This window comes from Sporichthyaceae bacterium (assembly GCA_036493475.1).
In the GTDB taxonomy this organism is placed as follows: Bacteria; Actinomycetota; Actinomycetes; order Sporichthyales; family Sporichthyaceae; genus DASQPJ01.
This window is the reverse complement of sequence record DASXPS010000059.1, coordinates 1-24,009: the sequence shown is the minus strand read 5'-3', so window position 1 is coordinate 24,009 and position 24,009 is coordinate 1. Positions and strand designations below refer to the sequence as shown.

At 69.4% G+C, this 24,009-nt stretch carries 25 protein-coding genes; 17 read left to right on the top strand and 8 right to left on the bottom strand.

The window, feature by feature from the left end; all coding sequences use genetic code 11:
• Position 1 precedes the first annotated feature (1 nt).
• Positions 2–2,086 (top strand): hydantoinase/oxoprolinase family protein, encoded by a 2,085-nt coding sequence (locus VGJ14_06845; GenBank protein ID HEY2832125.1) that lies wholly within the window; start codon positions 2–4, stop codon positions 2,084–2,086.
• 2 nt (positions 2,087–2,088) lie between these two features.
• On the top strand, positions 2,089–2,652 hold the full coding sequence (locus tag VGJ14_06840) for a hypothetical protein (protein ID HEY2832124.1): 564 nt from the start codon (positions 2,089–2,091) through the stop codon (positions 2,650–2,652).
• On the opposite strand, the gene VGJ14_06835 is transcribed toward VGJ14_06840, so the two are convergent.
• Complete coding sequence (locus VGJ14_06835; protein HEY2832123.1) at positions 2,642–3,523, bottom strand: alpha/beta hydrolase; 882 nt, start codon at positions 3,521–3,523, stop codon at positions 2,642–2,644. The two genes, VGJ14_06840 and VGJ14_06835, sit on opposite strands and share 11 nt — an antisense overlap.
• Positions 3,524–3,593: 70 nt before the next feature.
• Here VGJ14_06835 and VGJ14_06830 point away from each other — a divergent pair, with 70 nt between their 5' ends.
• Complete coding sequence (locus tag VGJ14_06830; GenBank protein ID HEY2832122.1) at positions 3,594–4,400, top strand: alpha/beta fold hydrolase; 807 nt, start codon at positions 3,594–3,596, stop codon at positions 4,398–4,400.
• 7 nt (positions 4,401–4,407) lie between these two features.
• Here the strand turns inward: VGJ14_06830 and VGJ14_06825 are convergent, their stop codons facing one another.
• Together VGJ14_06825 and VGJ14_06820 are read right to left on the bottom strand one after the other, a co-directional pair.
• Positions 4,408–4,665: a DUF3099 domain-containing protein gene (locus tag VGJ14_06825; GenBank protein ID HEY2832121.1), complete on the bottom strand. Its 258-nt coding sequence runs from the start codon at positions 4,663–4,665 to the stop codon at positions 4,408–4,410.
• Between the two features lie 10 nt (positions 4,666–4,675).
• Entirely contained in the window at positions 4,676–5,515 is an 840-nt protein-coding gene (locus VGJ14_06820) for a prephenate dehydratase (GenBank protein ID HEY2832120.1), read from the bottom strand.
• A gap of 180 nt (positions 5,516–5,695) precedes the next feature.
• Between VGJ14_06820 and VGJ14_06815 the strand changes: the two genes are divergently transcribed.
• The 5 genes from VGJ14_06815 to VGJ14_06795 all read left to right on the top strand — a co-directional run bounded on the left by VGJ14_06815 (position 5,696) and on the right by VGJ14_06795 (position 8,412).
• Positions 5,696–6,094 carry a hypothetical protein gene (locus VGJ14_06815; GenBank protein ID HEY2832119.1) on the top strand — a complete coding sequence of 133 codons (399 nt, stop codon included), beginning with the start codon at positions 5,696–5,698 and terminating at the stop codon, positions 6,092–6,094.
• A 34-nt stretch (positions 6,095–6,128) separates the two neighbouring features.
• Positions 6,129–7,481 carry a cytochrome P450 gene (locus VGJ14_06810; protein HEY2832118.1) on the top strand — a complete coding sequence of 451 codons (1,353 nt, stop codon included), beginning with the start codon at positions 6,129–6,131 and terminating at the stop codon, positions 7,479–7,481.
• Positions 7,474–7,674, top strand: a complete 201-nt coding sequence (locus VGJ14_06805) for a ferredoxin (protein HEY2832117.1) — start codon at positions 7,474–7,476, stop codon at positions 7,672–7,674. The genes VGJ14_06810 and VGJ14_06805 overlap by 8 nt, the downstream gene beginning before the upstream one ends.
• A gap of 103 nt (positions 7,675–7,777) precedes the next feature.
• Entirely contained in the window at positions 7,778–8,023 is a 246-nt protein-coding gene (locus VGJ14_06800) for a type II toxin-antitoxin system prevent-host-death family antitoxin (protein HEY2832116.1), read from the top strand.
• The gene (locus VGJ14_06795) at positions 8,020–8,412 is read left to right on the top strand and encodes a type II toxin-antitoxin system VapC family toxin (protein HEY2832115.1); all 393 of its coding nucleotides are present in this window, start codon (positions 8,020–8,022) and stop codon (positions 8,410–8,412) included. Before VGJ14_06800 ends, VGJ14_06795 begins: the two co-directional genes overlap by 4 nt.
• Positions 8,413–8,455: 43 nt before the next feature.
• On the opposite strand, the gene VGJ14_06790 is transcribed toward VGJ14_06795, so the two are convergent.
• From VGJ14_06790 to VGJ14_06775, 4 genes are all read right to left on the bottom strand, one after another.
• Positions 8,456–8,863 (bottom strand): nuclear transport factor 2 family protein, encoded by a 408-nt coding sequence (locus VGJ14_06790; GenBank protein HEY2832114.1) that lies wholly within the window; start codon positions 8,861–8,863, stop codon positions 8,456–8,458.
• A gap of 20 nt (positions 8,864–8,883) precedes the next feature.
• Positions 8,884–9,540, bottom strand: a complete 657-nt coding sequence (locus tag VGJ14_06785) for an MBL fold metallo-hydrolase (protein ID HEY2832113.1) — start codon at positions 9,538–9,540, stop codon at positions 8,884–8,886.
• A complete protein-coding gene (locus VGJ14_06780) occupies positions 9,488–9,886 on the bottom strand; it encodes a hypothetical protein (protein ID HEY2832112.1) in 399 nt (132 codons plus the stop codon). The genes VGJ14_06785 and VGJ14_06780 overlap by 53 nt, the downstream gene beginning before the upstream one ends.
• Positions 9,887–10,094: 208 nt before the next feature.
• A complete protein-coding gene (locus VGJ14_06775; protein ID HEY2832111.1) occupies positions 10,095–12,443 on the bottom strand; it encodes a PKD domain-containing protein in 2,349 nt (782 codons plus the stop codon).
• Between the two features lie 149 nt (positions 12,444–12,592).
• On the opposite strand from VGJ14_06775, the gene uvrA reads away from it, so the two are divergent.
• The 8 genes from uvrA to whiA all read left to right on the top strand — a co-directional run bounded on the left by uvrA (position 12,593) and on the right by whiA (position 22,464).
• Positions 12,593–15,436 carry an excinuclease ABC subunit UvrA gene (gene uvrA, locus VGJ14_06770; GenBank protein ID HEY2832110.1) on the top strand — a complete coding sequence of 948 codons (2,844 nt, stop codon included), beginning with the start codon at positions 12,593–12,595 and terminating at the stop codon, positions 15,434–15,436.
• Positions 15,437–15,624: 188 nt separating this feature from the next.
• Positions 15,625–16,143 carry a Rieske (2Fe-2S) protein gene (locus VGJ14_06765; GenBank protein HEY2832109.1) on the top strand — a complete coding sequence of 173 codons (519 nt, stop codon included), beginning with the start codon at positions 15,625–15,627 and terminating at the stop codon, positions 16,141–16,143.
• Positions 16,144–16,277: 134 nt separating this feature from the next.
• On the top strand, positions 16,278–16,865 hold the full coding sequence (locus VGJ14_06760) for a Rieske (2Fe-2S) protein (GenBank protein HEY2832108.1): 588 nt from the start codon (positions 16,278–16,280) through the stop codon (positions 16,863–16,865).
• 119 nt (positions 16,866–16,984) lie between these two features.
• Positions 16,985–17,521, top strand: coding sequence for a Rieske (2Fe-2S) protein (locus VGJ14_06755; GenBank protein HEY2832107.1), 537 nt, complete (start codon positions 16,985–16,987; stop codon positions 17,519–17,521).
• Between the two features lie 9 nt (positions 17,522–17,530).
• Entirely contained in the window at positions 17,531–19,513 is a 1,983-nt protein-coding gene (gene uvrC, locus VGJ14_06750; protein ID HEY2832106.1) for an excinuclease ABC subunit UvrC, read from the top strand.
• 2 nt (positions 19,514–19,515) lie between these two features.
• On the top strand, positions 19,516–20,409 hold the full coding sequence (rapZ, locus tag VGJ14_06745) for an RNase adapter RapZ (protein HEY2832105.1): 894 nt from the start codon (positions 19,516–19,518) through the stop codon (positions 20,407–20,409).
• Between the two features lie 55 nt (positions 20,410–20,464).
• The gene (yvcK, locus tag VGJ14_06740) at positions 20,465–21,439 is read left to right on the top strand and encodes a uridine diphosphate-N-acetylglucosamine-binding protein YvcK (GenBank protein ID HEY2832104.1); all 975 of its coding nucleotides are present in this window, start codon (positions 20,465–20,467) and stop codon (positions 21,437–21,439) included.
• Between the two features lie 50 nt (positions 21,440–21,489).
• Positions 21,490–22,464: a DNA-binding protein WhiA gene (whiA, locus tag VGJ14_06735; GenBank protein HEY2832103.1), complete on the top strand. Its 975-nt coding sequence runs from the start codon at positions 21,490–21,492 to the stop codon at positions 22,462–22,464.
• Positions 22,465–22,542: 78 nt separating this feature from the next.
• Here the strand turns inward: whiA and VGJ14_06730 are convergent, their stop codons facing one another.
• A complete protein-coding gene (locus VGJ14_06730; GenBank protein HEY2832102.1) occupies positions 22,543–23,637 on the bottom strand; it encodes a hypothetical protein in 1,095 nt (364 codons plus the stop codon).
• Between the two features lie 207 nt (positions 23,638–23,844).
• Here VGJ14_06730 and VGJ14_06725 point away from each other — a divergent pair.
• A partial coding sequence (locus tag VGJ14_06725; GenBank protein ID HEY2832101.1) for a glyceraldehyde 3-phosphate dehydrogenase NAD-binding domain-containing protein occupies positions 23,845–24,009 on the top strand: 165 nt, incomplete at its 3' end.

Here is a 24,009-nt window from a genome sequence, read left to right as displayed (position 1 = left end):
GATGAGCGTTCGAGTCGGGGTGGACGTCGGGGGCACGTTCACCAAAGCCATCGCGTTCGACACCGCCGTGGGTGCCGTCGTCGCGCAGGCGGTGGTGCCGACCACCCATGACCACGCCGACGGCGTTGCCGCCGGGGTGGTGCAGGTGGTGACCACGCTGGCCGGGCAGGTCGGCGCGGACCGCATCGAACTGGTTACCCACTCCACCACGCAGGCGGTGAACGCGCTGCTGGAGGGCGACGTGGCCTGCGTCGGCATGATCGGCATGAGCACCGGCGCGGAACGGCGCAAGGCACGCAAGCGCACGGTGGACGTGCGCATCCAACTCGCCGCCGGGCGCACGCTGCCACTGGTCAGCGAGTTCCTCGACGTCGCCACCTTGGACGAGCAGACCGCGGCAGCCGCGGTGACCCGGCTGGTCGGGGCGGGTGCGAAGGCGATCGCGGTTGCGGAGGCGTTCGCCCCGGACGACACCACCAACGAGGCCATGGTCGCCGCCATGGCGTTGCGGCAGGGCCTGCCCGCGACCACCTCCGCGGAACTCACCGGTCTGTATGGGCTGGAGTTGCGCGCGGTCACCGCGGCCATCAACGCCTCGGTGCTGCCGATCGCGCTGCGCACCGCCGAGGTGGTCGGCTCCGGGGTGTCCGCCGCGGGTATCGGTGGGCCGGTGATGGTGATGCGCGGCGACGGCGGGGCCACCGACCTGTCCGGGTTCCGGCAAGCACCGGCCCGCACGCTGTACTCCGGGCCGGCCGCCTCGGTGGCCGGCGCACTGCGCTCCACCCGCATTTCTGATGCGGTAATCGTCGAGGTCGGCGGCACCTCCACCAACGTGGCCGCCGTGCGGCGCGGCCGACCGGCGCTGTCCTACGTGCAGGTGGCCAGTCACGCCACCGCGTTGCGCGCACTGGACGTGCGGGTGCTGGGCGTGGCGGGCGGTTCGCTGCTGCGCGCGAAGACCAAGGGCCGCAAGGGCGTGTACGGCGTGGGGCCACGCAGCGCGCACATCGCCGGTCTGCCGTACGTGTGTTTCCTTACCCCGATGGAACTTGACGGCGCGTCAGCGGAACTGATCGCCCCCCGGGCGGGCGACCCTGCCGACTATCTGGTGCTGCGGTTGGCCGACGGACGGCGGGCAGCATTGACCAACACCTGTGCGGCCAATGCGTTGCAGGTGACGCACCCGGGGGACTACGCCGCGGGCAACGCCGAGGCCGCGGTGGCCGGGTTCACCGCAGCGGGTCGCTTCCTCGGGCTGCCCGGTGCCGAGGTCGCCCTGCGCATGTTGCGCGCGTCCACCGATGCATTGTGCGAATTGGTCACGCAGGTCATCACCGCGCACCACCTCGACTCCCCGGCGCTGGTCGCGGTGGGTGGCGGTGCGGGCGGGCTGGGTCGCGCGGTGGCCCGGGCCATGGCGTTGGATCTGGTGTTGCCCGCGAACGCCGAGGTGATCAGCGCGGTGGGCGATGCGTTGTCGCTGATCCGCGCCGAGCGGGAACGCACGTTCGCCACCGATGATCCCGGCTCGCTGGCCGCCTTGGTCGCCGAAGTGGAGGACGAGGCGGTGCGCGCGGGAGCCGGCGCGGGCAGCCTGGACGTGCGGGTGGAACATCTCGCCGAACGTGGCGCGGTGCGGGTAACCGCCACCGGGTCGGTGGCCCTGCTGTCCGGCGCCATGCCCGGCCGGCCGCCGGCGGACCCCACCGAGGCGGCCGCGGTGGCACTGGACCGCGGGTACCCGCAGGCCCGTCAGGTCGGCCAGTTCTGGGTGTGCCACGGCGGGTCGAGCACCGAGCGGATGGCGGTGCTGGACCAATTCGCCGATCTGGTCATCGACGTGCGGGGTGAGTTGTTGTCCTCCGCCGCGGTGCACGCGCCGGAGCCCGGCGCCGGCGTGGCCGACGTGTTCGCCCGGGGCATCAAGCGGATGGGCCCGGTGACCATCACTCCGGACGTGTGGCTGATCAGCGGCAGCCGGCTGCTGCAGGTGCCGGTGACCGACCCGGCGCAGGTCGCGCCCACCGTGCTCGCACTGTGTCCGCCCGGCGCGGACTTCACCGTGATCGTCGGCAGGGAGTAGTCATGGCGCTCTACGTTCCGCAGTCCCGCCGCCGTCGGCGACTGGCGCTGATCGCCACGGCCACGGCGGTGGTGGGGCTGGGAATCGGAGCCGGCCTCGGGCGGTTGTCCGCGCCGACCGTGGACGACCGGGTCGCGAGTGTGCGCAACGACGCCAAGGACACCGCCTCCGGGCTGCAGGTGATCAGCCTGCACGCCGAGGCCACCTCGGTGGGCGCCGGCGGCACCGACCTGGTGCTGGCCCGCACCGCGCGGGAACTGGCCGACGAGTTCGACCGGGCGCCGTGGGTCGACTCCGGACAGCGGCGCGTCGTGCTCCAGGCCCTTACTGATCTGACGGGACGTCAGGACAAGGGCGGCCCGGCGTTCGGTGAGGCGGCGGGTCGGATGGCGATGATGATCACCGACGTGTTCGCGGGGCGCCCGGTGACGACGCCGACCACTTCGCCAGCACCGACCCCGACGCCGACCGCGACCGCGTCCAGCGGCCCGGGTCCGACACCGTCGGACACCGCGAGCCGGTCCACGAGCGCCACCCCTACGGCGACGGCTTCGCCTACTCCGTAAGGAAGGGGAGCAGGGCCGCGAGGGTCTCCTCGGGTGCTTCCTCCGGCAGGAAATGGCCGCCGGGCACGCTGTGCCCGCGCACGTCGGTGCCGCGTTCCCGCCACACGGCGAGCGGGTCGTAGGCCCGGCCGACGAACCCGTTCGCGCCCCACAACGCCAGCACCGGGCAGCTGATGCGCTGGTCCAGATCGGCCTCGTCGTGCTCGAGGTCGATGCCGGCCCCGGCCCGGTAGTCCTCGCAGGTGGCGTGCACGGTGTCCGGCTGCACGAACGCGTGCAGATACTCCGCGAACGCGTCCGGGTGAAAGGTGGCCTCGTCCGAGCTCCACCGGCTCAAGCACCAGCGCAGGAAGTACTCCGGGTCGGCGCCGATCAGCCGCTCCGGCAGATCGAACTGTTGGCTGAGGAAGAACCAGTGGAAGTACACCCGGGCCATGATCTCGTCCGCGCAGCGGAACACGTGTCGGGTGGGCACGATGTCCAGCACCGCCAGGCGCACCACCGCGTCGGGGTGATCCAGCGTCAGCCGGTGCCCGACCCGCGCGCCCCGGTCGTGCCCGACCAGCGCGAACTGCTCGAAGCCGAGCTCACGCATCACCGCGACCTGGTCGGCCGCCATCACTCGCTTGCTGTACAGCGAACCGCCGGGCGATCCGTTCGGCTTGCCGCTGGCGCCGTAACCGCGCAGATCGGGTACCACCGTGGTGAACCGCTCGGCCAGCCGCGGAGCGATGTGGTGCCACATCACCCCCGTCTGCGGGTACCCGTGCAGTAACAACAACCCCGGTCCCTGGCCCGCCACCCGCACCGCGATCTCGGTGTCCGGGGTGCGGATCGTGCGCCGCTCGAATGTGTCCAACAACCCGCTCATGGGGCTCACGGTACGGGTCCGGCTACGGTGTCCGGCACAGGCCGACCGTCGGCCGCGGAGAGGAGCCACCGTGGCCGAACTGACGCACCTGCATCGCGAGGGCAGCGGCACCCCGATCGTGCTCTTGCACGGGCTGAACGGGTCGTGGCGGACCTGGCGGCCGGTGATCCCGTTGCTGGCGCGCAACCACGAGGTGCTGGCGGTGACCATGGCCGGGCACCATGGCGGGACGGCCATCCCGGCCGGGCCGGTCGGCATCGAGATGCTGGCCGACGACATGGAGAAGCAACTCGACGAGGCGGGCGTCAAGCGCGCCCACCTGGTCGGCAACTCCCTCGGCGGTTGGCTGGCGTTGGAACTCGGCCAGCGCGGCCGGGGCGCGTCTGTGGTCGCGTTCGCGCCGGCCGGTTGCTGGACCAAACCGCGGGACCTGGCCCGGGTGGGCCGGCTGCTCAAGCTGGCCCGGCGCAGCAACAAGCCTTGGGTGCACAAGCTGACCGCCCGTCCCGGGGTGCGCAGGGCGTTGTTCCGCCAGGCGATGGACCGTGCCGACCTGGTCCCGGCCGAGGAGATGACCGGCATGTTCGAAGACCTCGCCGCGTGCACCATCCTCGACGGGCTGCTGGAGAACCTCACCAGCACGGGCTCGCTGGCCAAGCTGACCATGCCGCAGGACTGCCCGGTGCGGATCGCCTGGCCGATCAAGGACCGCACGATTCCCTGGGAGCGCTACGGGGTGCCCTACCAGGCCCTGCTGCCCAACGTGGATCTGGTGCGGCTGACCGGCGCCGGGCACGTGCCGATCTACGACAACCCGGAACTGGTTGCCCGCACCGTGCTGGAGTTCACCGACCGGATCGAGGCGGCCGCGGCCTGACGGGTCATCATATATTGCCGACGATCGCCGCGATCGGCGGCATGACCGCGGCGATGCCCAAGGCGACCAGGCGGATCGGGGTGGGAGCCGGCACAAAGAAGCCGAACGCCACCAGGATGATGCACGGCACCATGACCCGGTAGTAGCGCTTCTGCCGCCGCCGAATGTTCTCCAGGTGCTCCTGGCTCGGCGTCGGCGTGACCACGTCATACGCCGGCGGTTGCCCCCGCCGGCGACGCGGTCGCGGTACCCGGGCGTCCTTCACCTGTTCATTCTTACCCGCCGAGCACGAGGTCGCGGCGCAGGGGAGAAGCCGGGAAGGTGCCGAGCATGCGCAGTTCGGCGGCGAAGAAGCTCAGCTCCTCCAGCGCCCGGCGCAGTGGCGGGCTCTTCGGGTGGCCGTCCACCTCGGCGTAAAACTGGGTGGCGCTGAACTGCCCGTCGACCATGTAGGACTCGAGCTTGGTCATGTTCACCGCGTTGGTGGCGAACCCGCCCAGCGCCTTGTACAGCGCTGCCGGGATGTTGCGCACCCGGAACACGAAACAGGTCACCACCTCCGGGTGATCCACCGCGACGTCGATCGGGTCGCGGGCCAGCAGCACGAACCGGGTGGTGTTGTGCGTCTCGTCCTCGACGTTGCGCTCCAGGATGTCCAGCCCGTACAGCGCCGCGGCCGGTTCCGGGGCCAGCGCGGCCGCGCTCGGGTCGCCGAGTTCGGCGATCTCCCGGGCTGCCCCGGCGGTGTCCCCGGCGACCACCGGGCGCAGGCCCAGACGCCGGATCACCTTGCGGCACTGGCCCAGCGCGTGCACGTGCGAGTGCACGCTGGTCAGCTTTTCGACGGTGACGCCCGGCAGCGCCATCAGGTGGAACTGGATGGGCAGGAAGTGCTCGCCGATCATGTAGAGCCCTGAGGTGGGCAGCAGGTGGTGGATGTCGGCCACCCGGCCCGCCAGCGAGTTCTCGATCGGGATCAGCGCCCGGTCCACGTCACCCTCGATCAGCGCGGTGAACACGTCCTCGAACGTGGGGTACGGCGCGGTCGGATGGTCCGGCCAGGCCTGTGCGGCAGCCAACTGCGAGTTGGAGCCGGGCTCACCCTGATAGGCAATGGCGTCGATCGTCGGACTCCTCGGCGTCTGTCGGAGGGCAGAAATGCCTCTGTCGGACGACGGAGGCGGTGCCCCTCTCGCATTGCGACCTGCGCATTCCTGTTGAATTCTGTCTGACGCCCGGTGTTTCCGCCCCGCCACCCCGGCTGCGGTCCCCGGGCTCCGAGAGGAGCACCTCCCATGCCGTACTTCGCGGACGCCAATGAGGTCGACAAGTACATCGGCGGCGTTTTCCGTCTGGCTGCCGACCACCCGGAGGTCGGGGAGAAGATGAAGGCCGCGAATCTCGTGATGCGCGTGCTCTACACCGACCCCGACGTCGAGATGAACGTCATCATGCGCGACCCGATGCAGGTCGTCGCCGGTCCGGTGGAGGACGCCGCGGACGTCACCCTGGCCATGCCCGCGGATATCGCGGACAAGTTCTGGCGGGGCGACTACAACCTCGCCGTGGGTCTGGCCAAGGGTCAGGTCAAGGCCAAGGGGCCGGTCAACAAGATCCTCAAGCTGGTGCCGCTGACCAAGCCGTTGTTCCCGATGTACCGCGAGCTCGTTGCCGAGAAGGACGGCGGCAGCTGAACTCCGCGGGCATCCCGTCGCGAGGAGCCCATCGATGAGCAACGCCCTGATCGACGAGGTTGACTGGGACGAGGGTGACGACACCGCCTTTCTCCCGGCCACGTCGGAGAACAAGCCCGACTACGACGAGATCGACGTGTCGTCCTCGGCGTTCTGGAAGATGGAGTTCGCGGAGCAGGACAAGCACTTCCGCATGCTGCGCGAGCAGCGCCCGGTGTCCTGGCAGCGACCGGTCGAGGACGCGGTGACCCCGGACCCCGACGACCCCGGCTATTGGGCGTTGACCCGGTTGAAGGAGATCAACGAGGTCAGCCGGAACTCCGAGGTCTACATCTCCGGTCAGGGCGTCATTTTCGACATGCTGCCCAAGATCTTCCTGACCATGACGCAGTCGTTCCTGGCCATGGACAACCCGATGCACAACAAGCTGCGCAAGCTGGTCTCCAGCGCGTTCACGCCCAAGCAGGTGCGGCGCATGGAGGACAAGATCAGGCAGACGGCCAAGCAGCTGGTGGACGACATCGCGCAGGCGGGCCGGATCGACTTCGCTGTCGACCTGGCCGAGAAACTGCCCATGATCACCTTCTGCGAGATCATGGGCGTGCCCCGGGACCGGTGGGAGGACACCATCACCGCCGCCCAGGGCATCGTCGCCTGGGCGGACCCGGAGATCCTGCAGGGTCGCGCGCCGGACGAGGTGCAGATCGAGGCCGCCTCGATGCTGCACGAGATCGCCGGGGAGATGTACGAGGAGCGGCTGCGCAACCCCACCGATGACCTGTTCACCGCGCTGGTGCAGGCCGAGATCGACGGCGAGAAGTTGGACGAGGCGCAACTGGGAGCGTTCTTCGTGCTGATGTCGGTGGCCGCCACCGACACCACCAAGCACACCTCGAGCTACGCCGTGTTGGGCATGACCAGTCAGCCCGAACAACGCGCCTGGCTGATGGAGGATTTCGAGGGCCGCATCGACGGCGCGATCGAGGAGTTCATCCGCTTCGGCACGGTGGTGATGACCTTCCGGCGCACCGCGATCGTGGAGACCGAGTTGTGTGGGCAGCAGATCATGCCCGGCGACAAGGTGGTGTTCTTCTACGGCTCGGGCAACCGGGACGAGACGGCGTTCGAGAACCCGGGGGAGATGAACCTCGCTCGCGACCCGAACCCGCACTGTGGGTTCGGGGGTGGCGGCGTACACTTCTGCCTCGGCAGCAACCTGGCGAAGTCGATGCTGCGGGCGCTGTTCTTCGAGATCCTCACCCGGATCCCGGACTTCAAGGCGTCGAACCCGACATACCTCGGTACGAACTTCATGCGCGGGATCACGCACCTCGATTTTGCCTTCACGCCTGAGAAGCACAGGACCCCGGAGACGCGTAGTGCCTAAGAAGATCGTCGTCGACCGCAACCGGTGCACCGGCCTCGGCATGTGCGAGGCCGCCGCACCGGACGTGTTCGAGATCCAGCCGGACGGCTCGATGACGGTGCTCTGCGAGCATCCTTCGGACGACCAGATGGACGTGGTTCAGGAAGCGATCGACGGTTGCCCCACCGAGGCGCTGACCCTCGTCGACGACTGAGCCCACCCGAACACCATCGAACCCCCGGCCGCCTGCGGTCCGGGGGTTCGTGTCGTATCCGGACGAGGGCAAGTGCTACGATTGCTACGGGAAGGAGGCCGCCGTGACTGAACAGATTGCGCACCGCGATCTGCGCAATCGCAGCGCGGAAATACTGCGTGCCGTTGCCGAGGGAGCTTCCTTCGAGATCACCAACCACGGTGAGGTGGTCGCCCTGCTGACCCCCGCCGGTCCGGAACCCCTCAGCGTGCGCCGTGCCACCGACCATCGGCCGTTCGCCAACATCGAGAGCGTGCCGCGGGCCGAGGGGACCGGGGACGTGCTCGACGAACTGCGCGGGGAGCGGTGAGGCACTACATCGAGACCTCGGCCGCGGCGAAACTGCTTGTCGCCGAAGCGGAAACGGCCGCGCTGAAGGCGTATCTGGATGGTCTGCCCGCGTCCGATGAACGAATGTCGAGTGCCCTGGCGGAGACCGAACTGCGGCGGATGGCGGTGCGGTTGGAGTTGGACCAAGCCCTGGCGACCGACGTGCTGTCGCGGTTCGATCTGATCGACCTGCCGCGCTCCGTGTTTCGGGAGGCCGGAATCCTCCCCGGCCCCGGCCTGCGCAGCTTGGATGCCCTGCATCTGACGATGGCGCTCCGGGTCGCCGCCGACATTCTGATCGCCTACGACCACCGCTTGATCGCCGCCGCTCGCGGCCTCGGCCTCACGGTCGCCTCACCCGGAGCATGATCCCAAGACCGTAGCCTTGTGACGCACTGTCAGGGGCGCGGGGCTATCGGCCCTCGAAGAAGCCATTGTGGGCGTCCGGATCGGCGGGGAGATCCCAGAACTCGCGGATGCGCCCGTCGGCGTCGAGCGCGAGCAGGTGCACCTCCTCGACGTCGAGCACCGCTCCGTCCGCGGCGCGGGTGGCGGTCTCCCGGAGATGGACCGCGGCGTGGTCTGCGTCGGCGTACACGCCGTGCACTTCGAAGGCCATGGTGCCGCCGCTGATCCCCATCAGATGAGTGACCACCTTGGCCACCCCGTCGCGGCCCTTGTGGTCCCCGGCCAGCTCGCCCGAGCCCGGCATGTGGAACAGCGTGTCGGCGGCGAAGCCCTCCAGCACAGCTCCCACATCGCCTGCCCCCAGCGCCTGGTAGATCTGACGGATACGGATCGCGTTGGGGTGTGGGGACATCGCTGTTTCTCCTGTCGGGGCTACCAGCCGCGAGCCCGCCATTCCGCGAGGTTCGGCCGCTCGGTTCCCAGTGTGGTGTCCCCGCCGTGGCCGGGGTAGACCCAGGTCTCGTCCGGTAGGGCGCCGAACAGTTTGGTCTCCACGTCGTGGATGAGGGAAGTGAAGCGCGCGCTGTCGCTCTGGGTGTTCCCGACGCCGCCGGGGAACAGGCAGTCGCCGGTGAACAGGTGCGGGTGGCCGTTCGGGTCGTCGTAGAGCAGGGCAATGCTGCCGGGGGTGTGGCCCACCAGGTGAATCGCCTTCAGGCTGACCCGACCGACGGCGATCTCGTCGCCGTCGTTGACCAGGTCGTCCGTGGCTACCGGGATCCCCTCGGCGTCCAGCGTGTGCGCGGTGGTCCGCGCGCCGGTGCGCTTCGTCACCTCGCCGAGCGCCTGCCAGTGGTCGTAGTGCTGATGGGTGGTCACGATCCGCTCCAGCGGACCGCCCAGCATGCCCAGCAGCGTCTGCGCGTCGTTGGCGGCGTCGATCATGAGCTGCTCGCCGGAGTCCCGGCAACGCAGCAGGTAGCAGTTGTTGTCCATGGGGCCGACCGCAACCTTGGTGATGATCAACCCGGCCAGTTCACGGACGTCCGGCGGACCGCCGACGCTGACCTTGCCGTGATATGTGTGCACGTTGGCCTCCTTGCCCGGATCCGGAGCTCCCATTCTTCACGGCCACGGCGGCAGCATCGGCAGCACGTCCGCGCTGCACTGCAGACCGTCCCCGGCCGACCGCCCCGCCGCCCAGGCCAGCAGGGCAGTCCGCGGCCCGCTGATTCTCACCGGCCTCGACGTCCCACCGGTCCAGCGCGAGCCCCCGCACCGCGGTGGAGTACGCCGCCGCGGTGTCCGTCAGGTCGGCTGCCAACGGCGCCGGCGGTCGGTTCGCGCCGGCGGAGATGGCCTCGGCGCGGGCCACTGCGCTGGGATAGGCGGGCAGGTCCTCGCCGGTGCCGGCGGTGTGCAGCAGGTTGTTCATTGCCATTGCGCTGTGCGACGTGGGTGGCCACATGGCCCCGGGTCCATCCCGGCAGCAGTGACGGGGCACGCACGCCGACGTCATCCAGGGCGGTCACCGAATCGATGAACCGCTTGGTCGCGATGTCGATCTGCGCGACGACCCGGGCCACCGTGTCGGCGTCGAGCGGTTGGATCATGCCGCCCAGTGTGGCCCGGGTCGGTGCCGGTCAGTGGCGTCGATCCTCAATGGCGAAGGCGAAGCGGCTGCCGTTGTCCCGATACTTCGCGTGCCCCTCCACCGTGTCGCCGTGATCAACGATGCGCACCCCGTCCACGCGGAAGCGGTCGAGACGTCCATCGCTGTCGCGAATCGCGATCGTGCCGAAGGCGTGGTCGTCGCGCACGCGCAGGTTGAAGGTCACCGACGAGCCGTCGCCGAACTCCCCGGTGCCGGTAATCCGGCGGATCTGCCCGTCCACGCGCTCGATGCGGAAGTCGCCCTCGCGGACGGTGCCGCGCATGTTGTACCCCTGGCCGCCGGTGTTCACCAGCTCCAGCCGGTCGTGGCGAGCACTCCGGTGTGAGCTCTTTCCGGAATCGCGGCCCTGCGGCTGCGCATGGCTCGGAGCATTGCCCGGGTTGGTGGCGGGGCCGTGATCGGGCACCTGCCCGGCGGGCCCGGCGCTACCGGGATTTGTGCTGTCGGGCCCGGCGCTACCGGGATTGGTGCTGTCGGGGTTGGCGTTGCCGGGATTGGCGTCACCGGGGTCGGTGCCGCCGGTGTCGCCGGAGCCGGTCCCGGCGTGGTCCGGCGTACTACCCGCAATCAGTCGGACCGACCGACTGACCGAGTTGGTGAGGCCGCCGGAGTCGGTCACCGTGAGCCGCACCTGGTAGATGCCCGGTTGCGGGTAGGTGTGCACCGGGCTGACCCCGACGCCGCTGCTGCCGTCGCCGAAGTCCCACGCGTAGCTCGCAACCGGCCCCTGCGGGTCATGTGAGCCGGAGCCGTCGAAGGCCACCGTGAGGGAGTTGCTCGCCGTTTGCAGTCGGGCCCCGAAGACGGCGGTCGGCGGATCGTTGTGCTCGGCGATGTTCACCGTGCCGAACGTCGATGCGCCCTTGCCGTCAGCGGCGGTGAAGGTGAACGTGTCGGTGCTGCCCTTGGTGAAGGTGGCGTTCGGCGTGTAGGTGCACCGGCCGTCGGCGGTGCAAACCACGCTGCCGTGCCCGGTGGGCGTGGGGGTCAGCGGTGCGGTCAGCGTCACGGCGTCGCCGTTCGGGTCGCTCGCTCCGGTCAGCACATTGCCGGTGACCGGCGTCGGTGCGTTGGTCGCCGATGTGGTCGGGGTCGATGTGTGGGTCACCGACACGGTCATGCTCTGCGGCGTGACCACCGTGGGCGGCGTGTTGACCGCGTCCACCACCACGTTGACGGTGCCGGTGCCCTGGTTGGCGTGGCTGTCGGCGACGGTGACCTTGAACGAGTCCGTGCCGTGGAAGTCCGCGGCCGGGGTGTAGGCGCAGTGGATCGGGCCGGTTGCCGCCTCGGGGTCGCTGACGCAGTTCACCTTGCCGTGCTCGCCGTCGGTTGCCGAGTGCAGCACCATCACGTCCCCGTCGGGATCGGTGGCCGGAACCTTCACCTGCAGCGGGACGTCCTGCGCGGTGTGCATGGTGATGTCCGCGACCTCCGGCGGTTGACCCGCGGGCAGCGGCTGCCCGCCGCGCACCGCGAAGACGTACCGGCCGTCCGCCTGCTTCGTCACGTGCTGGTCGTGGGTGACCAGGCTGTGCTCGGCCAGCGAGTTCGGTCCGCTGTCCCCGAACGCGCCGGGCGTGCCCGAGCCGGGCAATTGGAACGTGTGGTTGGAGGCGGTGGTGCCATCGGAGAAGCCGGCCCGCGCTACGGCGGCGACGGCCGGCGCCTTCGCGTCCGCGGTGTCCCAGTTGATGAAGTCGTAGTCCATGACGATGTCGAAGTCGCCGGGGGCGTTGCCGGGGTCGGTGGACCGGTCGATCAGCAGCAGGCGGAATTTGTCGAGCTTGTCGCCATGGTTGCTGTAGGAACCGACGCCGGGCCAATCCGCGCAGAACACCTTCTGGTCGGTGGACACCCCGTAGGTGACGGCCTGCGAGTGGAACACGTCACGGGTGTCCACGTCGGCCAGGAACGGCGCGATCATCGGGTTGCCGGTGTCCGCGGACAGGTCATCGAAGTGGAAGTCAGGGCGCGCGCTGCCGAAGGTCACGTTGCCGTTGTTGTTGACGTAGAGCCGGCCGCGGGTGCCGAAGAAGTTCGGCGAGAACGGAAGCGGCACGGCGGGGGAGGAGCCGTCGTCCGTGGGTGCGATCAGGTTGCCTCGGCAGCCCAGTTGGAAGGCGTCGTCACCGTTGTCGGTGATCAGGTCGAGCAGCGCCGAGACGGGGTTGCTGCCGAGCTGTGGGACGCCCGGCAGGCCGGAGTCGGCTGCGGCCGGTGCGATTACCCCGGCCACCAGTACCCCGGATACGGCCAACACTCGCCACCGGCGCGTCAGTCCGCGCATGCCGTCCCCCAAAGACAGTCCGACCATGATCATCACGAGGCTGCCGGCCCGGACCGGCCCGAGTCGTCGCGATTGCTCCGTCCGGGAACTTTGTCGGTGGCTTTGCCTACGATGATTCCGGCGGCCCGCCGGCCGCCGCGGTGTCATGGAGTAGCAGCGTCGTCGAAGGGGTGGGTGTGGCCGACCGGCTGATCGTCCGGGGTGCCCGCGAGCACAACCTCAAGGACGTCTCGTTGGATCTGCCGCGGGACAGCCTGATCGTGTTCACGGGGCTGAGTGGGTCGGGCAAGTCCAGCCTGGCCTTCGACACGATCTTCGCCGAGGGCCAGCGCCGGTACGTGGAGTCGTTGTCCGCCTACGCACGGCAATTCCTGGGCCAGATGGACAAGCCCGATGTCGACTTCATCGAGGGCCTGTCGCCCGCGGTGTCCATCGACCAGAAGTCCACGTCGCGCAACCCGCGCTCGACGGTCGGCACCATCACCGAGGTCTACGACTACCTGCGGTTGCTCTACGCCCGCGCGGGTCGTCCGCACTGCCCGGTGTGTGGTCGCCCGATCGCCCGGCAGACCCCGCAGCAAATCGTGGACCGGGTGCTGGAACTCGACGAGGGCAGCCGGTTCCAGGTGCTCGCCCCGGTGATCCGGGAGCGCAAGGGGGAGTACGGCGAGCTGTTCCGGGACCTGGTGTCGAAGGGTTATTCCCGGGCCCGGGTGGACGGGGTGGTGTACCCGCTGACCGAACCGCCGACGCTGAAGAAGCAGGAGAAGCACACCATCGAGGTGGTCGTGGACCGCCTCGCGGTGAAGTCCTCGGCCAAGCGCCGGCTCACCGACTCGGTGGAGACCGCATTGGGTCTGTCCGGTGGGCTGGTCACGCTGGAATTCGTCGACCTGCCCGAGGACGACCCGCACCGCGAGCGGGTGTTCTCCGAGCATCTGGCCTGCCTCTACGACGACCTGGACTTCGAGGAGTTGGAGCCCCGCTCGTTCTCCTTCAACTCCCCGTTCGGCGCCTGCCCGGACTGCACCGGCCTGGGCACGCGGATGGAGGTGGACCCGGAGCTGGTGGTGCCGGACCCGTCGAAGTCGCTGGATGAGGGCGCCGTCGCGCCGTGGGCCTCGGCGCACACCGCGGAGTACTTCGGCCGGCTGATCGCCGCGTTGGGCGAGGCACTCGGCTTCCGCACGGACACTCCGTGGCAGAAGCTGCCCGCCAAGGCCCGCAAGGCGATCCTGGAGGGCCACAACCACCAGGTGCACGTGAAGTACAAGAACCGCTACGGGCGGGTGCGCTCGTACTACACCGGTTTCGAGGGCGTGATCCCGTGGGTGAGCCGGCGTCACGCGGAGGCGGAGAGCGACGCCAGCCGGGACCGGTTCGCCGGCTACATGCGCGAGGTGCCGTGCCCGGCCTGTGGGGGTGCCCGGCTCAAGCCGGTGTCGTTGGCGGTCACCCTGGGCGGACGGTCGATCGCCGAGGTGGCCTCGTTGCCGATCGCCGGCTGCGCGGAATTCCTGCGCGAGCTGGAGTTGAGCCCGCGGGAGCGGCAGATCGCCGAGCGGGTGCTCAAGGAGGTCAACGCGCGGCTGGGTTTCCTGCTCGACGTCGGGCTGGACTACCTGAGTCTGGATCGGGCCGCGGGCACCCTGGCCGGTGGCGAGGCGCAGCGCATCCGGTTGGCCACCCAGATCGGCTCGGGTTTGGTCGGCGTGCTGTATGTGCTCGACGAGCCGTCCATCGGGTTGCACCAGCGGGACAACCACCGGCTGATCGACACGTTGATCCGGCTGCGGGGGTTGGGCAACACGCTGATCGTGGTCGAGCACGACGAGGACACCATCCGCACCGCGGACTGGGTGGTGGACATCGGGCCCGGCGCCGGTGAACACGGCGGGCAGATCGTGTTCTCCGGTCCCTACCGGGATCTGCTCGCCACCGAGGACTCGCTGACCGCGGCTTACCTGTCCGGTCGCCGTGCCATCCCGGTACCCAGGACCCGGCGCAAGCCGCAGAAGGGGTGGGAACTGACGGTCCGTGGGGCGCGTGAACACAACCTGCAGGACATCACGGTGTCTTTCCCGCTGGGTTGCTTCGTCGCGATCACCGGGGTGTCCGGGTCGGGCAAATCCAGCCTGGTCAACGACATCCTCTACAACGCGTTGGCCAGGCACCTGTACAACGCCCGGGAGGTCCCGGGTCGACACATTCGCATCGACGGCCTGGAGCACGTCGATAAGGCCATCCACGTTGACCAGTCACCGATCGGACGCACCCCGCGGTCCAACCCGGCCACCTACACCGGGGTGTTCGACAACATCCGCAAGCTGTTCGCCCAGACCCAGGAGGCTAAGGTCCGCGGCTACCTGCCCGGCCGGTTCTCCTTCAACGTCAAGGGCGGACGCTGCGAGGCCTGCGCCGGCGACGGCACCATCAAGATCGAAATGAATTTCTTGCCGGACGTGTACGTGCCGTGCGAGGTCTGTCAGGGCGCCCGGTACAACCGGGAAACCCTCGAGGTGCATTACAAGGGCAAGACCATCGCCGAGGTTCTGGACATGCCGATCGAGGAGGCCGCGGAGTTCTTCGAGGCCATCCCGGCGATCTCCCGACACCTGCAGACGCTGGTGCAGGTCGGCTTGGGCTATGTGCGTCTCGGTCAGCCCGCGCCGACTCTTTCCGGCGGCGAGGCGCAGCGCGTCAAACTCGCTTCCGAACTACAGAAGCGGGCCACCGGGCGGACCGTCTATGTGCTCGATGAGCCGACCACCGGCCTGCATTTCGAGGATGTGCGCAAATTGCTCGGCGTGCTCACCTCGCTGGTCGACAAGGGCAACTCGGTGATCGTTATCGAGCACAACTTGGACGTGGTGAAAACCGCGGATTGGATCATCGACATGGGTCCGGAGGGCGGCGCCGGCGGCGGCACCGTGGTGGTCGCCGGCACTCCCGAGCAGGTCGCCAAGTGCTCGAAGAGTCACACCGGACGTTTCCTGGCTCCGTTGCTCTCCCGTAAGTAGGCACCTCCCGATGTCGGCAAATTGCGGCCGTGTCTACCCCAATGAGGACAGCGGAAACGCGTTACGTGCAACGCCAACTTGACAAGGTGAACTCATGATGAATGCGCGGGCCACGACCGACGTAAAAAGCCATACGGCCGAGTCCTCACCTCTTGTTCTAGCGATTTGTCCGATTTATTCTTAAGCCCATGACTGAGTCCCCGAACCCCCATGACATCAGCGACGAACACGCTTCGTCGCCCGCCCGCCGCACGGTGATTCGTGGTGCTGCTGCAGTGGCCGGACTGGCCGCCGTTGCACCGCTGGGCGCCGGCACAGCCCGCGCCGCCGAGCAGCCGAACCCGACCGGAAAGTCCGACCTGTACAAGCGCGAGGACGGCGACGTCGCCGCCGCGTATCCGGTGAGCACCGAGGGCGGCCTCAAGCCGCTGGGCCCGGTCTCGGACGTCCCGGTCGGCCAGGGCAAGATCTATGACGCGCAGAAGATCGTGGTCACCCAGCCCAAGAAGGGCCAGTGGCATGCGTTCAGCGCGGTCTGCACGCACCAGCAGTGCGTCGTGGCCGACTGTGACGGCGGCAAGATTAACTGCGGGTGTCACAACAGCTCGTTCGACTTCACGACCGGCGCCCCGCAGGGCGGCCCGGCCACCGTGCCCCTGCCCAAGAAGAAGGTCAAGATCGTCAAGGGCAAGATCACCGCTGGCTGACCCTGCAAACTCCCCGGGACGCCATGTTTCGAATTGGCGTCCCGGGACCTGTAGGCAACCGTTCCGTGATGGTCCTCGCATAACCTGTCCGGGATGCCGCTATGGCACCACCCGACGACAGGAGGGCCATCTCCATGCCCGAGCACGACGACGATCTGACACTTCCCGGGCAGCCTCCGCGCCGCACCGTGCTGCGCGGGGCACTGGCTTTGGGGGCAGCTGGTGTCCTGGCCGGCTGCGGCGGCTCGTCCTCGGACAGCAATGCGGCGGCGCAGACCCCGGCGGACGCCGGCGCTGCGGCCCCGGAGAGCACTCCGTCGCCGACCGCGGCGGCGAAGAAGAAGGCCAAGGCCAAGGCCAAGTCGACGCCCAAGGCCACCGCAAGCGCGGAGGCGAAGCCCAAGGCCACCACGGCCGCGGCGGTGAAGCCCAAGGGCACGGAGCTCGGCCCGACTTCGGACATTCCGGTCAACGGCGGCAAGATCTTCGACGACCAGAAGATCGTGGTCACCCAGCCCAAGAAGGGCGAGTTCCTCGCCTTCAGCGCGGTCTGCACCCATCAGGAGTGCGTCCTGGCCGACTGCGACGGTGGCACGATCAACTGTGGGTGTCACAACAGCTCGTTCTCGATCACGGACGGGCACCCGCTCGGCGGTCCCGCCACGGTGGCGCTGCCGAAGAAGAAGGTCCAGGTCGCGGGGGGCAAGGTCTACGAGGTCTGATCTGCGGCCGCCGGGATGCCGTCTGCGGTGATGGCGTCCCGGCAGCCAACCGTGCGCTAATCGGGGCCGAATACCCTGTCGCGGGACCGCCGCGGAAGCTCACGACAGGAGACCAGCCCATGCCCGAACACGACGACCCGACGCTGCCGGCGCACCCTGCGCGGCGCACCGTGCTGCGCGGAGCACTGGCGCTGGGAGCGGTAGGCGCGCTGGCCGGATGTGGCGGCTCGTCCTCGGACAGCGGTGCGGTGCGCGCCCCGTCCGGCGGCGACACCGGCGGCTCCACGCCGACGGCGGCGGCCCCCACCGAGGGCAGCCCGTCACCGAGCGCATCGGCAAGCGACAGCGGTTCGAGCAGTTCCGGTGGCGAGGCGCTCGGGGCGTCCTCGGACATCCCGGTCGGCGGCGGACAGATCTACGACGCGCAGAAGGTCGTGGTGACCCAACCCACCGCGGGCAGCTACCAGGGGTTCAGTGCGATCTGCACCCACGAGGGCTGCACGGTCTCCGACGTCTCCGACGGCACCATCAACTGTCCCTGTCACGGCAGCAAGTACTCCATCAACGACGGCTCCGTCGTGCACGGGCCCGCCCAGCAGCCGTTGCCCAGCAAGAACGTCAGCGTCTCCGGCGGAAACGTCTCCCTCACCGCATAATCTCGGGTCGTGGCTGACCCGGCGACCTACCGTCCGAGGCCGGGGGAGATCCCGGACTCGCCCGGCGTGTACCGGTTCTCCGACGCCACCGGCCGGGTCATCTACGTCGGCAAGGCGAAAAGCCTGCGGTCCCGGCTCGGCTCCTACTTCCAGGACCTCACGGCGCTGCACCCGCGCACCCAGACCATGGTCACCACCGCGGCCAAGGTCGACTGGACGGTGGTCAACACCGAGGTCGAGGCGCTGCAACTGGAGTACTCCTGGATCAAGGAGTACGACCCGCGGTTCAACGTCCGCTACCGCGACGACAAGTCCTACCCGAGCCTGGCGGTGACCCTCGACGAGGAGTACCCGCGGCTGCTGGTGATGCGCGGGCCGCGCAAGAAGGGCGTGCGCTACTTCGGCCCTTACGCCCATGCCTGGGCGATCCGGGAAACCCTCGATCTGTTGTTGAGGGTGTTTCCGGCGCGCACCTGTTCGGCCGGCGTGTTCCGTCGTGCGGCCATCGCCGGTCGGCCGTGCCTGCTCGGCTACATCGACAAGTGCTCCGCGCCCTGTGTGGGTCGGGTCTCGGCCGCCGAGCACCGGCGGATTGTGGAGGACTTCTGCGACTTCATGGCCGGGCAGACGGCGACCTACCTGCGCCGGTTGGAGAAGGAAATGGCCGCGGCCGCCGCGGAGCTGGAGTACGAGCGGGCCGCCCGGATCCGGGACGACATCGGGGCGCTGCGCAAGGCGGTGGAGCGCAACGCCGTGGTGCTCGGCGACGGCACCGACGCGGACGTCATCGCGCTCGCCGACGACGCCCTGGAGGCCGCCATTCAGGTCTTCCACGTACGGGATGGGCGGGTACGCGGCCGGCGCGGCTTCGTGGTGGACAAGGTTGAGGACGTGACCACCGGAGACCTCGTCGAGCACTTCGTGCAACAGCTCTACGGAGACGCGGTGCAGGGGGCGCAGGCCGTGCCCCGCGAGGTGCTCGTCCCCGAGTTGCCCGCCGACGCGGCTGCGCTGACCGAATGGCTGGAAACCACCCGCGGCACCCGGGTTCACCTGCGGGTGCCGCAACGGGGGGACAAGAAAGCGCTGATGGAGACCGTCGCGCGCAATGCCGCCGAGGTCCTCGTGCAGCACAAGACCAAGCGCGCCTCGGACCTGACCACCCGGTCCGTGGCGCTGCAGGAGATCCAGGACGCCCTGGCGCTGGACGACGCCCCACTGCGCATCGAGTGCTTCGACGTGTCCAACCTGCAGGGCACCGAAGTGGTCGCGTCGATGGTGGTGTTCGAGGACGGCCTGGCCCGCAAGAGCGAGTACCGCCGGTTTCTCATCCGCGGGGTCGAGGGGCAGAACGACGTGGCCGCCATCGCCGAGGTGATCACCCGTCGGTTCCGCCGCTACCTGGAGGAGCGCGCGGCGGGCGCGGAGGACCCCAGCGCCTCCCCGCTGGATCCCGAGACCGGTAAGCCGCGCAAGTTCGCCTACCCACCGAACCTCGTGGTGGTGGACGGCGGCGCCCCGCAGGTCGCCGCGGCCGCGGCCGCGCTGGCCGCGCTGGGTGTCAACGACGTCGCGCTGTGCGGGCTGGCCAAGCGGCTGGAGGAGGTCTGGCTGCCCGACGTCGTCGACCCCGTCATTCTGCCCCGGCAGTCCGAGGGGCTGTACCTGTTGCAGCGGGTCCGCGACGAGGCGCACCGCTTCGCGATCACCCACCACCGCCAGCGCCGCTCCCGGTCGATGGTGACCAGCGCGTTGGACAACGTGCCTGGTCTGGGGGAGCGCAAGCGGGCGGTGTTGCTCAAGCATTTCGGCTCGCTGCGCAAGCTGCGGGCGGCCGGCGTGGACGACATCGCGGCGGTGCCCGGCTTCGGCCCGCGCACCGCGGCCGCGGTGCATGCCGCGCTCGCCACCCTTCCGGGTCAAGCCCCGGCCCTTAACACCGCCACCGGCGTCATGATCAACTTCGACGACACCACCGACGCGGAGGAGTGAGCGTGTCCGCAGGGAGCGAGGGCGCCCAGCCCGGCGCCCCGATCGCGCTGACCATCATCACCGGCATGTCCGGCGCGGGCCGGAGCACCGCGGCCAACGCGCTGGAGGACCTGGGCTGGTTCGTGGTCGACAACCTGCCGCCGGCCCTGCTCGCGCCGCTGGTCGAGCTCGGCGTGCGCACCAAGGGCACCGTGCCGAACATCGCCGCGGTGGTCGACGTGCGCGGCGGGGCCTTCTTCGACACCCTGCGCGAAGCCCTGGAGGAGCTCGAAGCCCGCGCCGTGCTGCTGCGCATCGTGTTCCTGGAGGCCTCCGACGGCGCGCTGGTCCGCCGCTTCGAGAACGTCCGCCGGCCGCACCCGCTGCAGGAGGACGGCCGGGTCACCGACGGCATCGCCGCCGAGCGCGCGCTGCTGCGCGACCTGCGCGGCCGCGCCGATCACGTCATCGACACCACCACGTTGAACGTCCACCAACTGCGCGAACGCATCGACGAGGCGTTCAGCGGCGGCATGGACCCGACGATGTCGATCACCGTGGTGTCCTTCGGCTACAAGTACGGGCTGCCGGTGGACGCCGATCTCGTCGTCGATTGCCGGTTTCTGCCCAACCCGCACTGGGTGCCGGAGCTGCGCGATTACACCGGGCTGGACCCGGAGGTGCGCAAGTACGTGATGTCCCGGCCGGGGGCGTACGAGTTCCTCACCGGATATCTCGCGCTGCTGACCAACGTGATCGAGGGGTACCGCCGGGAGGGGAAGCGTTACGTGACGTTGGCGGTGGGCTGCACCGGCGGCAAGCACCGCAGCGTGGCGATGGCCGAGGAGATCGGAACGCGGTTGAGCGCGACCGGGCCGGCCACCCGGGTGGTGCACCGCGACATGGGACGAGAGTGAGCGAGCGCAGCGAGCGAACCATGGTCACAGTGAACTCGTCGCACCCCACACCAGGATGAGGCCCGCGCCCGAGCGCCAGGGCCCGCGGGTGGTCGCCCTCGGCGGCGGTCACGGTTTGGCGGTCTCGCTGACCGCGTTGCGTCGGGTCACCGACGCGCTCACCGCAGTGGTCACCGTTGCCGACGACGGCGGTTCCAGCGGGCGACTGCGCCGCGACCTCGGCGTGCTGCCGCCCGGTGACCTGCGCATGGCGCTGGCCGCGTTGTGCGGCGACGACGAGTGGGGTGCCACCTGGAGCCGCGTGGTGCAACACCGCTTCCGGGCGGCCGGGGACCTGCACAATCACGCCGTCGGCAACGTGTTGATTGTCGCGCTGTGGGAGTTGCTCGACGACCCGGTGGCCGGTCTGGACTGGGTGGGCCGACTGCTCGGCGCGCGCGGTCGGGTGCTGCCGATGGCCTCGGTGCCGTTGGACATCACCGCCGCGGTGGCCGGCCTGGACCCGGCGGTGCCCGACCGGATCACCGCCGTGCGTGGGCAGTTCGCAGTGGCCACGACCCGGGGCCGGGTGGTCAACATCGGTCTGCTGCCGCCGAATCCACCCGCCTGTCCGGAGGCGGTCGCGGCCATCCGGGAGGCGGAGTGGGTGGTGCTGGGGCCGGGATCATGGTTCACCAGCGTGCTGCCGCACCTTTTGGTGCCCGAACTTGCCGCGGCCTTGTGCACCACGTCGGCGGGTCGGGCGGTGGCCCTCAATCTCGAGGCGCAGCAGGGGGAGACAACCGGCTTTTCCCCACAGCGTCATCTCGAGGTACTCGCCGAACACGCCCCCGACCTGCGCCTTGACGTCGTACTCGCCGATCCGGCGGCGGTCACCGATCGCGAGGCGTTGCGCAAAACGGCGAGCTCCATGGGTGCTGAGTTGATCCTGGAACCGGTGGCTTTGGGCGACGGAACACCACGTCACGATCCGCGACTCTTGGCAGCGGCGTACCGTCGCATCTTCATGCGTGGCAGGATCGGGGCATGACGGGACCGCGCGGGGGCGCTCGAACCAGTGGCGGTGTGCGGTAGATGGCGATGACCGCATCCGTGAAAGACGAACTCAGCCGACTCTCGGTGACAAAACCCTGTTGTCGTAAGGCAGAAGTCTCCTCGACGCTGCGCTTCGCCGGCGGGTTGCACCTGGTCGGTGGACGCATCGTGGTGGAGGCCGAACTCGATACCGGGTCGGTCGCGCGACGGCTGCGCAAGGACATCGCGGAGATCTTCGGGCATCCCTCCGAGGTGGCCGTGATGGCGCCCGGTGGGTTGCGTCGGGGTAGCCGTTGGGTGGTCCGCGTGGTGGCAGCCGGCGAGGCGCTGGCCCGGCAGACCGGTTTGGTGGACGGTCGGGGCCGCCCGGTGCGTGGGCTGCCGCCGCAGGTGGTGTCCGGATCGATGTGTGACGCCGAGGCGGCCTGGCGTGGGGCGTTCCTCGCGCACGGTTCGCTGACCGAGCCGGGGCGGTCCTCCGCGATGGAGATCACCTGTCCGGGTCCGGAGGCGGCGCTGGCGTTGGTCGGCGCGGCCCGTCGGCTCGGCGTCGCGGCCAAGGCCCGCGAGGTACGCGGGGTGGACCGCGTGGTCGTCCGCGACGGCGACGCCATCGGCGCGCTGCTCACCCGCCTCGGTGCGCACCAGAGCGTGCTGGCGTGGGAGGAACGGCGGATGCGCCGCGAGGTGCGCGCCACCGCCAACCGGCTGGCCAACTTCGACGACGCCAACCTGCGTCGCTCGGCCCGCGCCGCGGTGGCGGCCGGCGCCCGAGTGGCCCGGGCCCTGGAGATCCTCGCCGACGAGGTGCCCGAGCACCTGGCCGCGGCCGGCCGGCTACGGGTGGAGCACAAGCAGGCCAGCCTCGAGGAACTCGGCGCGCTGTCCGACCCGGTGCTGACGAAGGACGCCATCGCCGGGCGTATCCGCCGACTGCTGGCCATGGCCGACAAGAAGGCCGCCGACCTCGGCATCCCGGACACCGAGGCCTCGCTCACCCCGGACATGCTCGTCCCGTAACACCCGTAACACCGGGCTGACGTCATCTGCCTCGACCACCAGCGGGCCTCGTTTTGTGGTCGAGGCGGATGACATCAGCTACGACATCGGGTGGTCGTGACCGCCCTCGTCGTCGGCGACGTCGGCCGGGACCTTGGTGTCCGGGGTCCGACGCATACTGGCCGGCGCCTTGGTGCCGCCGGTGAGGTCGTTGGTCTCGTAGACGGCAATGAGCATGATGCCCATAACGCCGTGCAGGGCGTGTGGGGCGTCATAGATGCTGGTCAGGCGCAAATCGTCGCCCCTGTGCAGCACGCCGAGGCTGTCCCAGCTGCAGGTGGACATCTTGGTGACCATGCCGTCCATGGCCTTCATGCCGGCCATCTCACTCATGCCCTGCATGTCCATGCCGTCCATGCCGTAGGACGCGCGCGAGGAGCAGATGCGCTGGGAGGTGGTGGCGTTATCCAACGTCACACCCTGGCCACCGGGGTGCACGTGCCCGCCGGCCGCGACGATGCGCCCGGTGATCGTGGACGTCCAGTTCCACGGGGTGGCGTTCTTGCCGGCGGGCACCGAGTACTGCGAGTCCGAGCAGTTGTTGACGTCCAGCCAGACCGGGGTCACCGGCTTCATGCCGGGCGTGCTCGCCGGCACGTGGGTCACGTCGGCGGTGAAGTAGACGGTCTTCGGCTGGTCGCTGTGGTTCATCAGTTCGATGATCCCGGCCCAGCGCTCGTCGCCCACCTTGAAGCCGAAGCCGTCCGGCAGCGTGATCGGGGTGCGCTCGTTGCCCGAGGCGAAGATGCGCCGACCCGCGGCCCCGATGCCCTTGGTGCGCGCGCAGGTGACGTCGGTCTTGCCCGGCTCGACGATCACCAGGTGATGCAGCATCACCCCGGTGTCCATGTCCGCGTTGCTGCCGTCGGCGTAGACCAGGTGCGGCACCACCGAGGTGATGAAGCAGTCCGAGCACGGCTTGGCGATCTGCGGCAACACCCGGTTTTGATTCGGCGCGGTGCCCAACGGGGCGGGCGGCAGCAGGAACGGGCCGACCTTGACCGAGGTGACCTCGGGCTTGACCGAAGCTCCCGCCGGTCCGGCGGCGGATGCGGTTGGGGAGCTGACGGTGAGACCGGCCAGCCCCAGGGCGAGTGCTGCGACGGTGGCGCCGAACCGACCCCGAATGCCCATGGAATGCCCTTCCCCTGTGGCCGCCTGACGCTCACGATCCGCCGCGAATCGGACGCCTGCAACCAAATTGGACAAACCCGGGTGTTTTGTCCGGTTTCGTCCGCGAGTCCGTCCGGGGAGGCGCCGGCGACCGGCGGATGACGGTGCGTCGACGCCGGGCGGTAAAGTCAAGACACCCCTGACCGGCACTTCGGAGGAGACCCACAGGTGGCCATCCGCGTAGGCATCAACGGCTTCGGCCGGATCGGTCGAAACTTCTTCCGCGCCGTGCTGGCCAGTGGCGCGGACATCGAGATCGTCGGCGTGAACGACCTCACCGACAATGCCACGTTGGCGCACCTGCTGCGCTACGACTCGATCCTGGGTCGACTG

Excerpts from the sequence above, each read along its gene's own strand:
- VGJ14_06845 (HEY2832125.1), top strand. The coding sequence starts at position 2 with ATGAGCGTTCGAGTCGGGGTGGACGTCGGGGGCACGTTCACCAAAGCC.
- VGJ14_06835 (HEY2832123.1), bottom strand. The coding sequence starts at position 3,523 with ATGAGCGGGTTGTTGGACACATTCGAGCGGCGCACGATCCGCACCCCG.
- VGJ14_06765 (HEY2832109.1), top strand. The coding sequence starts at position 15,625 with ATGACTGAGTCCCCGAACCCCCATGACATCAGCGACGAACACGCTTCG.
- VGJ14_06790 (HEY2832114.1), bottom strand. The coding sequence starts at position 8,863 with ATGTCCCCACACCCCAACGCGATCCGTATCCGTCAGATCTACCAGGCG.
- VGJ14_06780 (HEY2832112.1), bottom strand. The coding sequence starts at position 9,886 with ATGAACAACCTGCTGCACACCGCCGGCACCGGCGAGGACCTGCCCGCC.
- VGJ14_06840 (HEY2832124.1), top strand. The coding sequence starts at position 2,089 with ATGGCGCTCTACGTTCCGCAGTCCCGCCGCCGTCGGCGACTGGCGCTG.
- yvcK (HEY2832104.1), top strand. The coding sequence starts at position 20,465 with ATGAGGCCCGCGCCCGAGCGCCAGGGCCCGCGGGTGGTCGCCCTCGGC.
- VGJ14_06755 (HEY2832107.1), top strand. The coding sequence starts at position 16,985 with ATGCCCGAACACGACGACCCGACGCTGCCGGCGCACCCTGCGCGGCGC.
- VGJ14_06815 (HEY2832119.1), top strand. The coding sequence starts at position 5,696 with ATGCCGTACTTCGCGGACGCCAATGAGGTCGACAAGTACATCGGCGGC.
- whiA (HEY2832103.1), top strand. The coding sequence starts at position 21,490 with ATGACCGCATCCGTGAAAGACGAACTCAGCCGACTCTCGGTGACAAAA.
- VGJ14_06810 (HEY2832118.1), top strand. The coding sequence starts at position 6,129 with ATGAGCAACGCCCTGATCGACGAGGTTGACTGGGACGAGGGTGACGAC.
- VGJ14_06775 (HEY2832111.1), bottom strand. The coding sequence starts at position 12,443 with ATGGTCGGACTGTCTTTGGGGGACGGCATGCGCGGACTGACGCGCCGG.
- VGJ14_06730 (HEY2832102.1), bottom strand. The coding sequence starts at position 23,637 with ATGGGCATTCGGGGTCGGTTCGGCGCCACCGTCGCAGCACTCGCCCTG.
- VGJ14_06760 (HEY2832108.1), top strand. The coding sequence starts at position 16,278 with ATGCCCGAGCACGACGACGATCTGACACTTCCCGGGCAGCCTCCGCGC.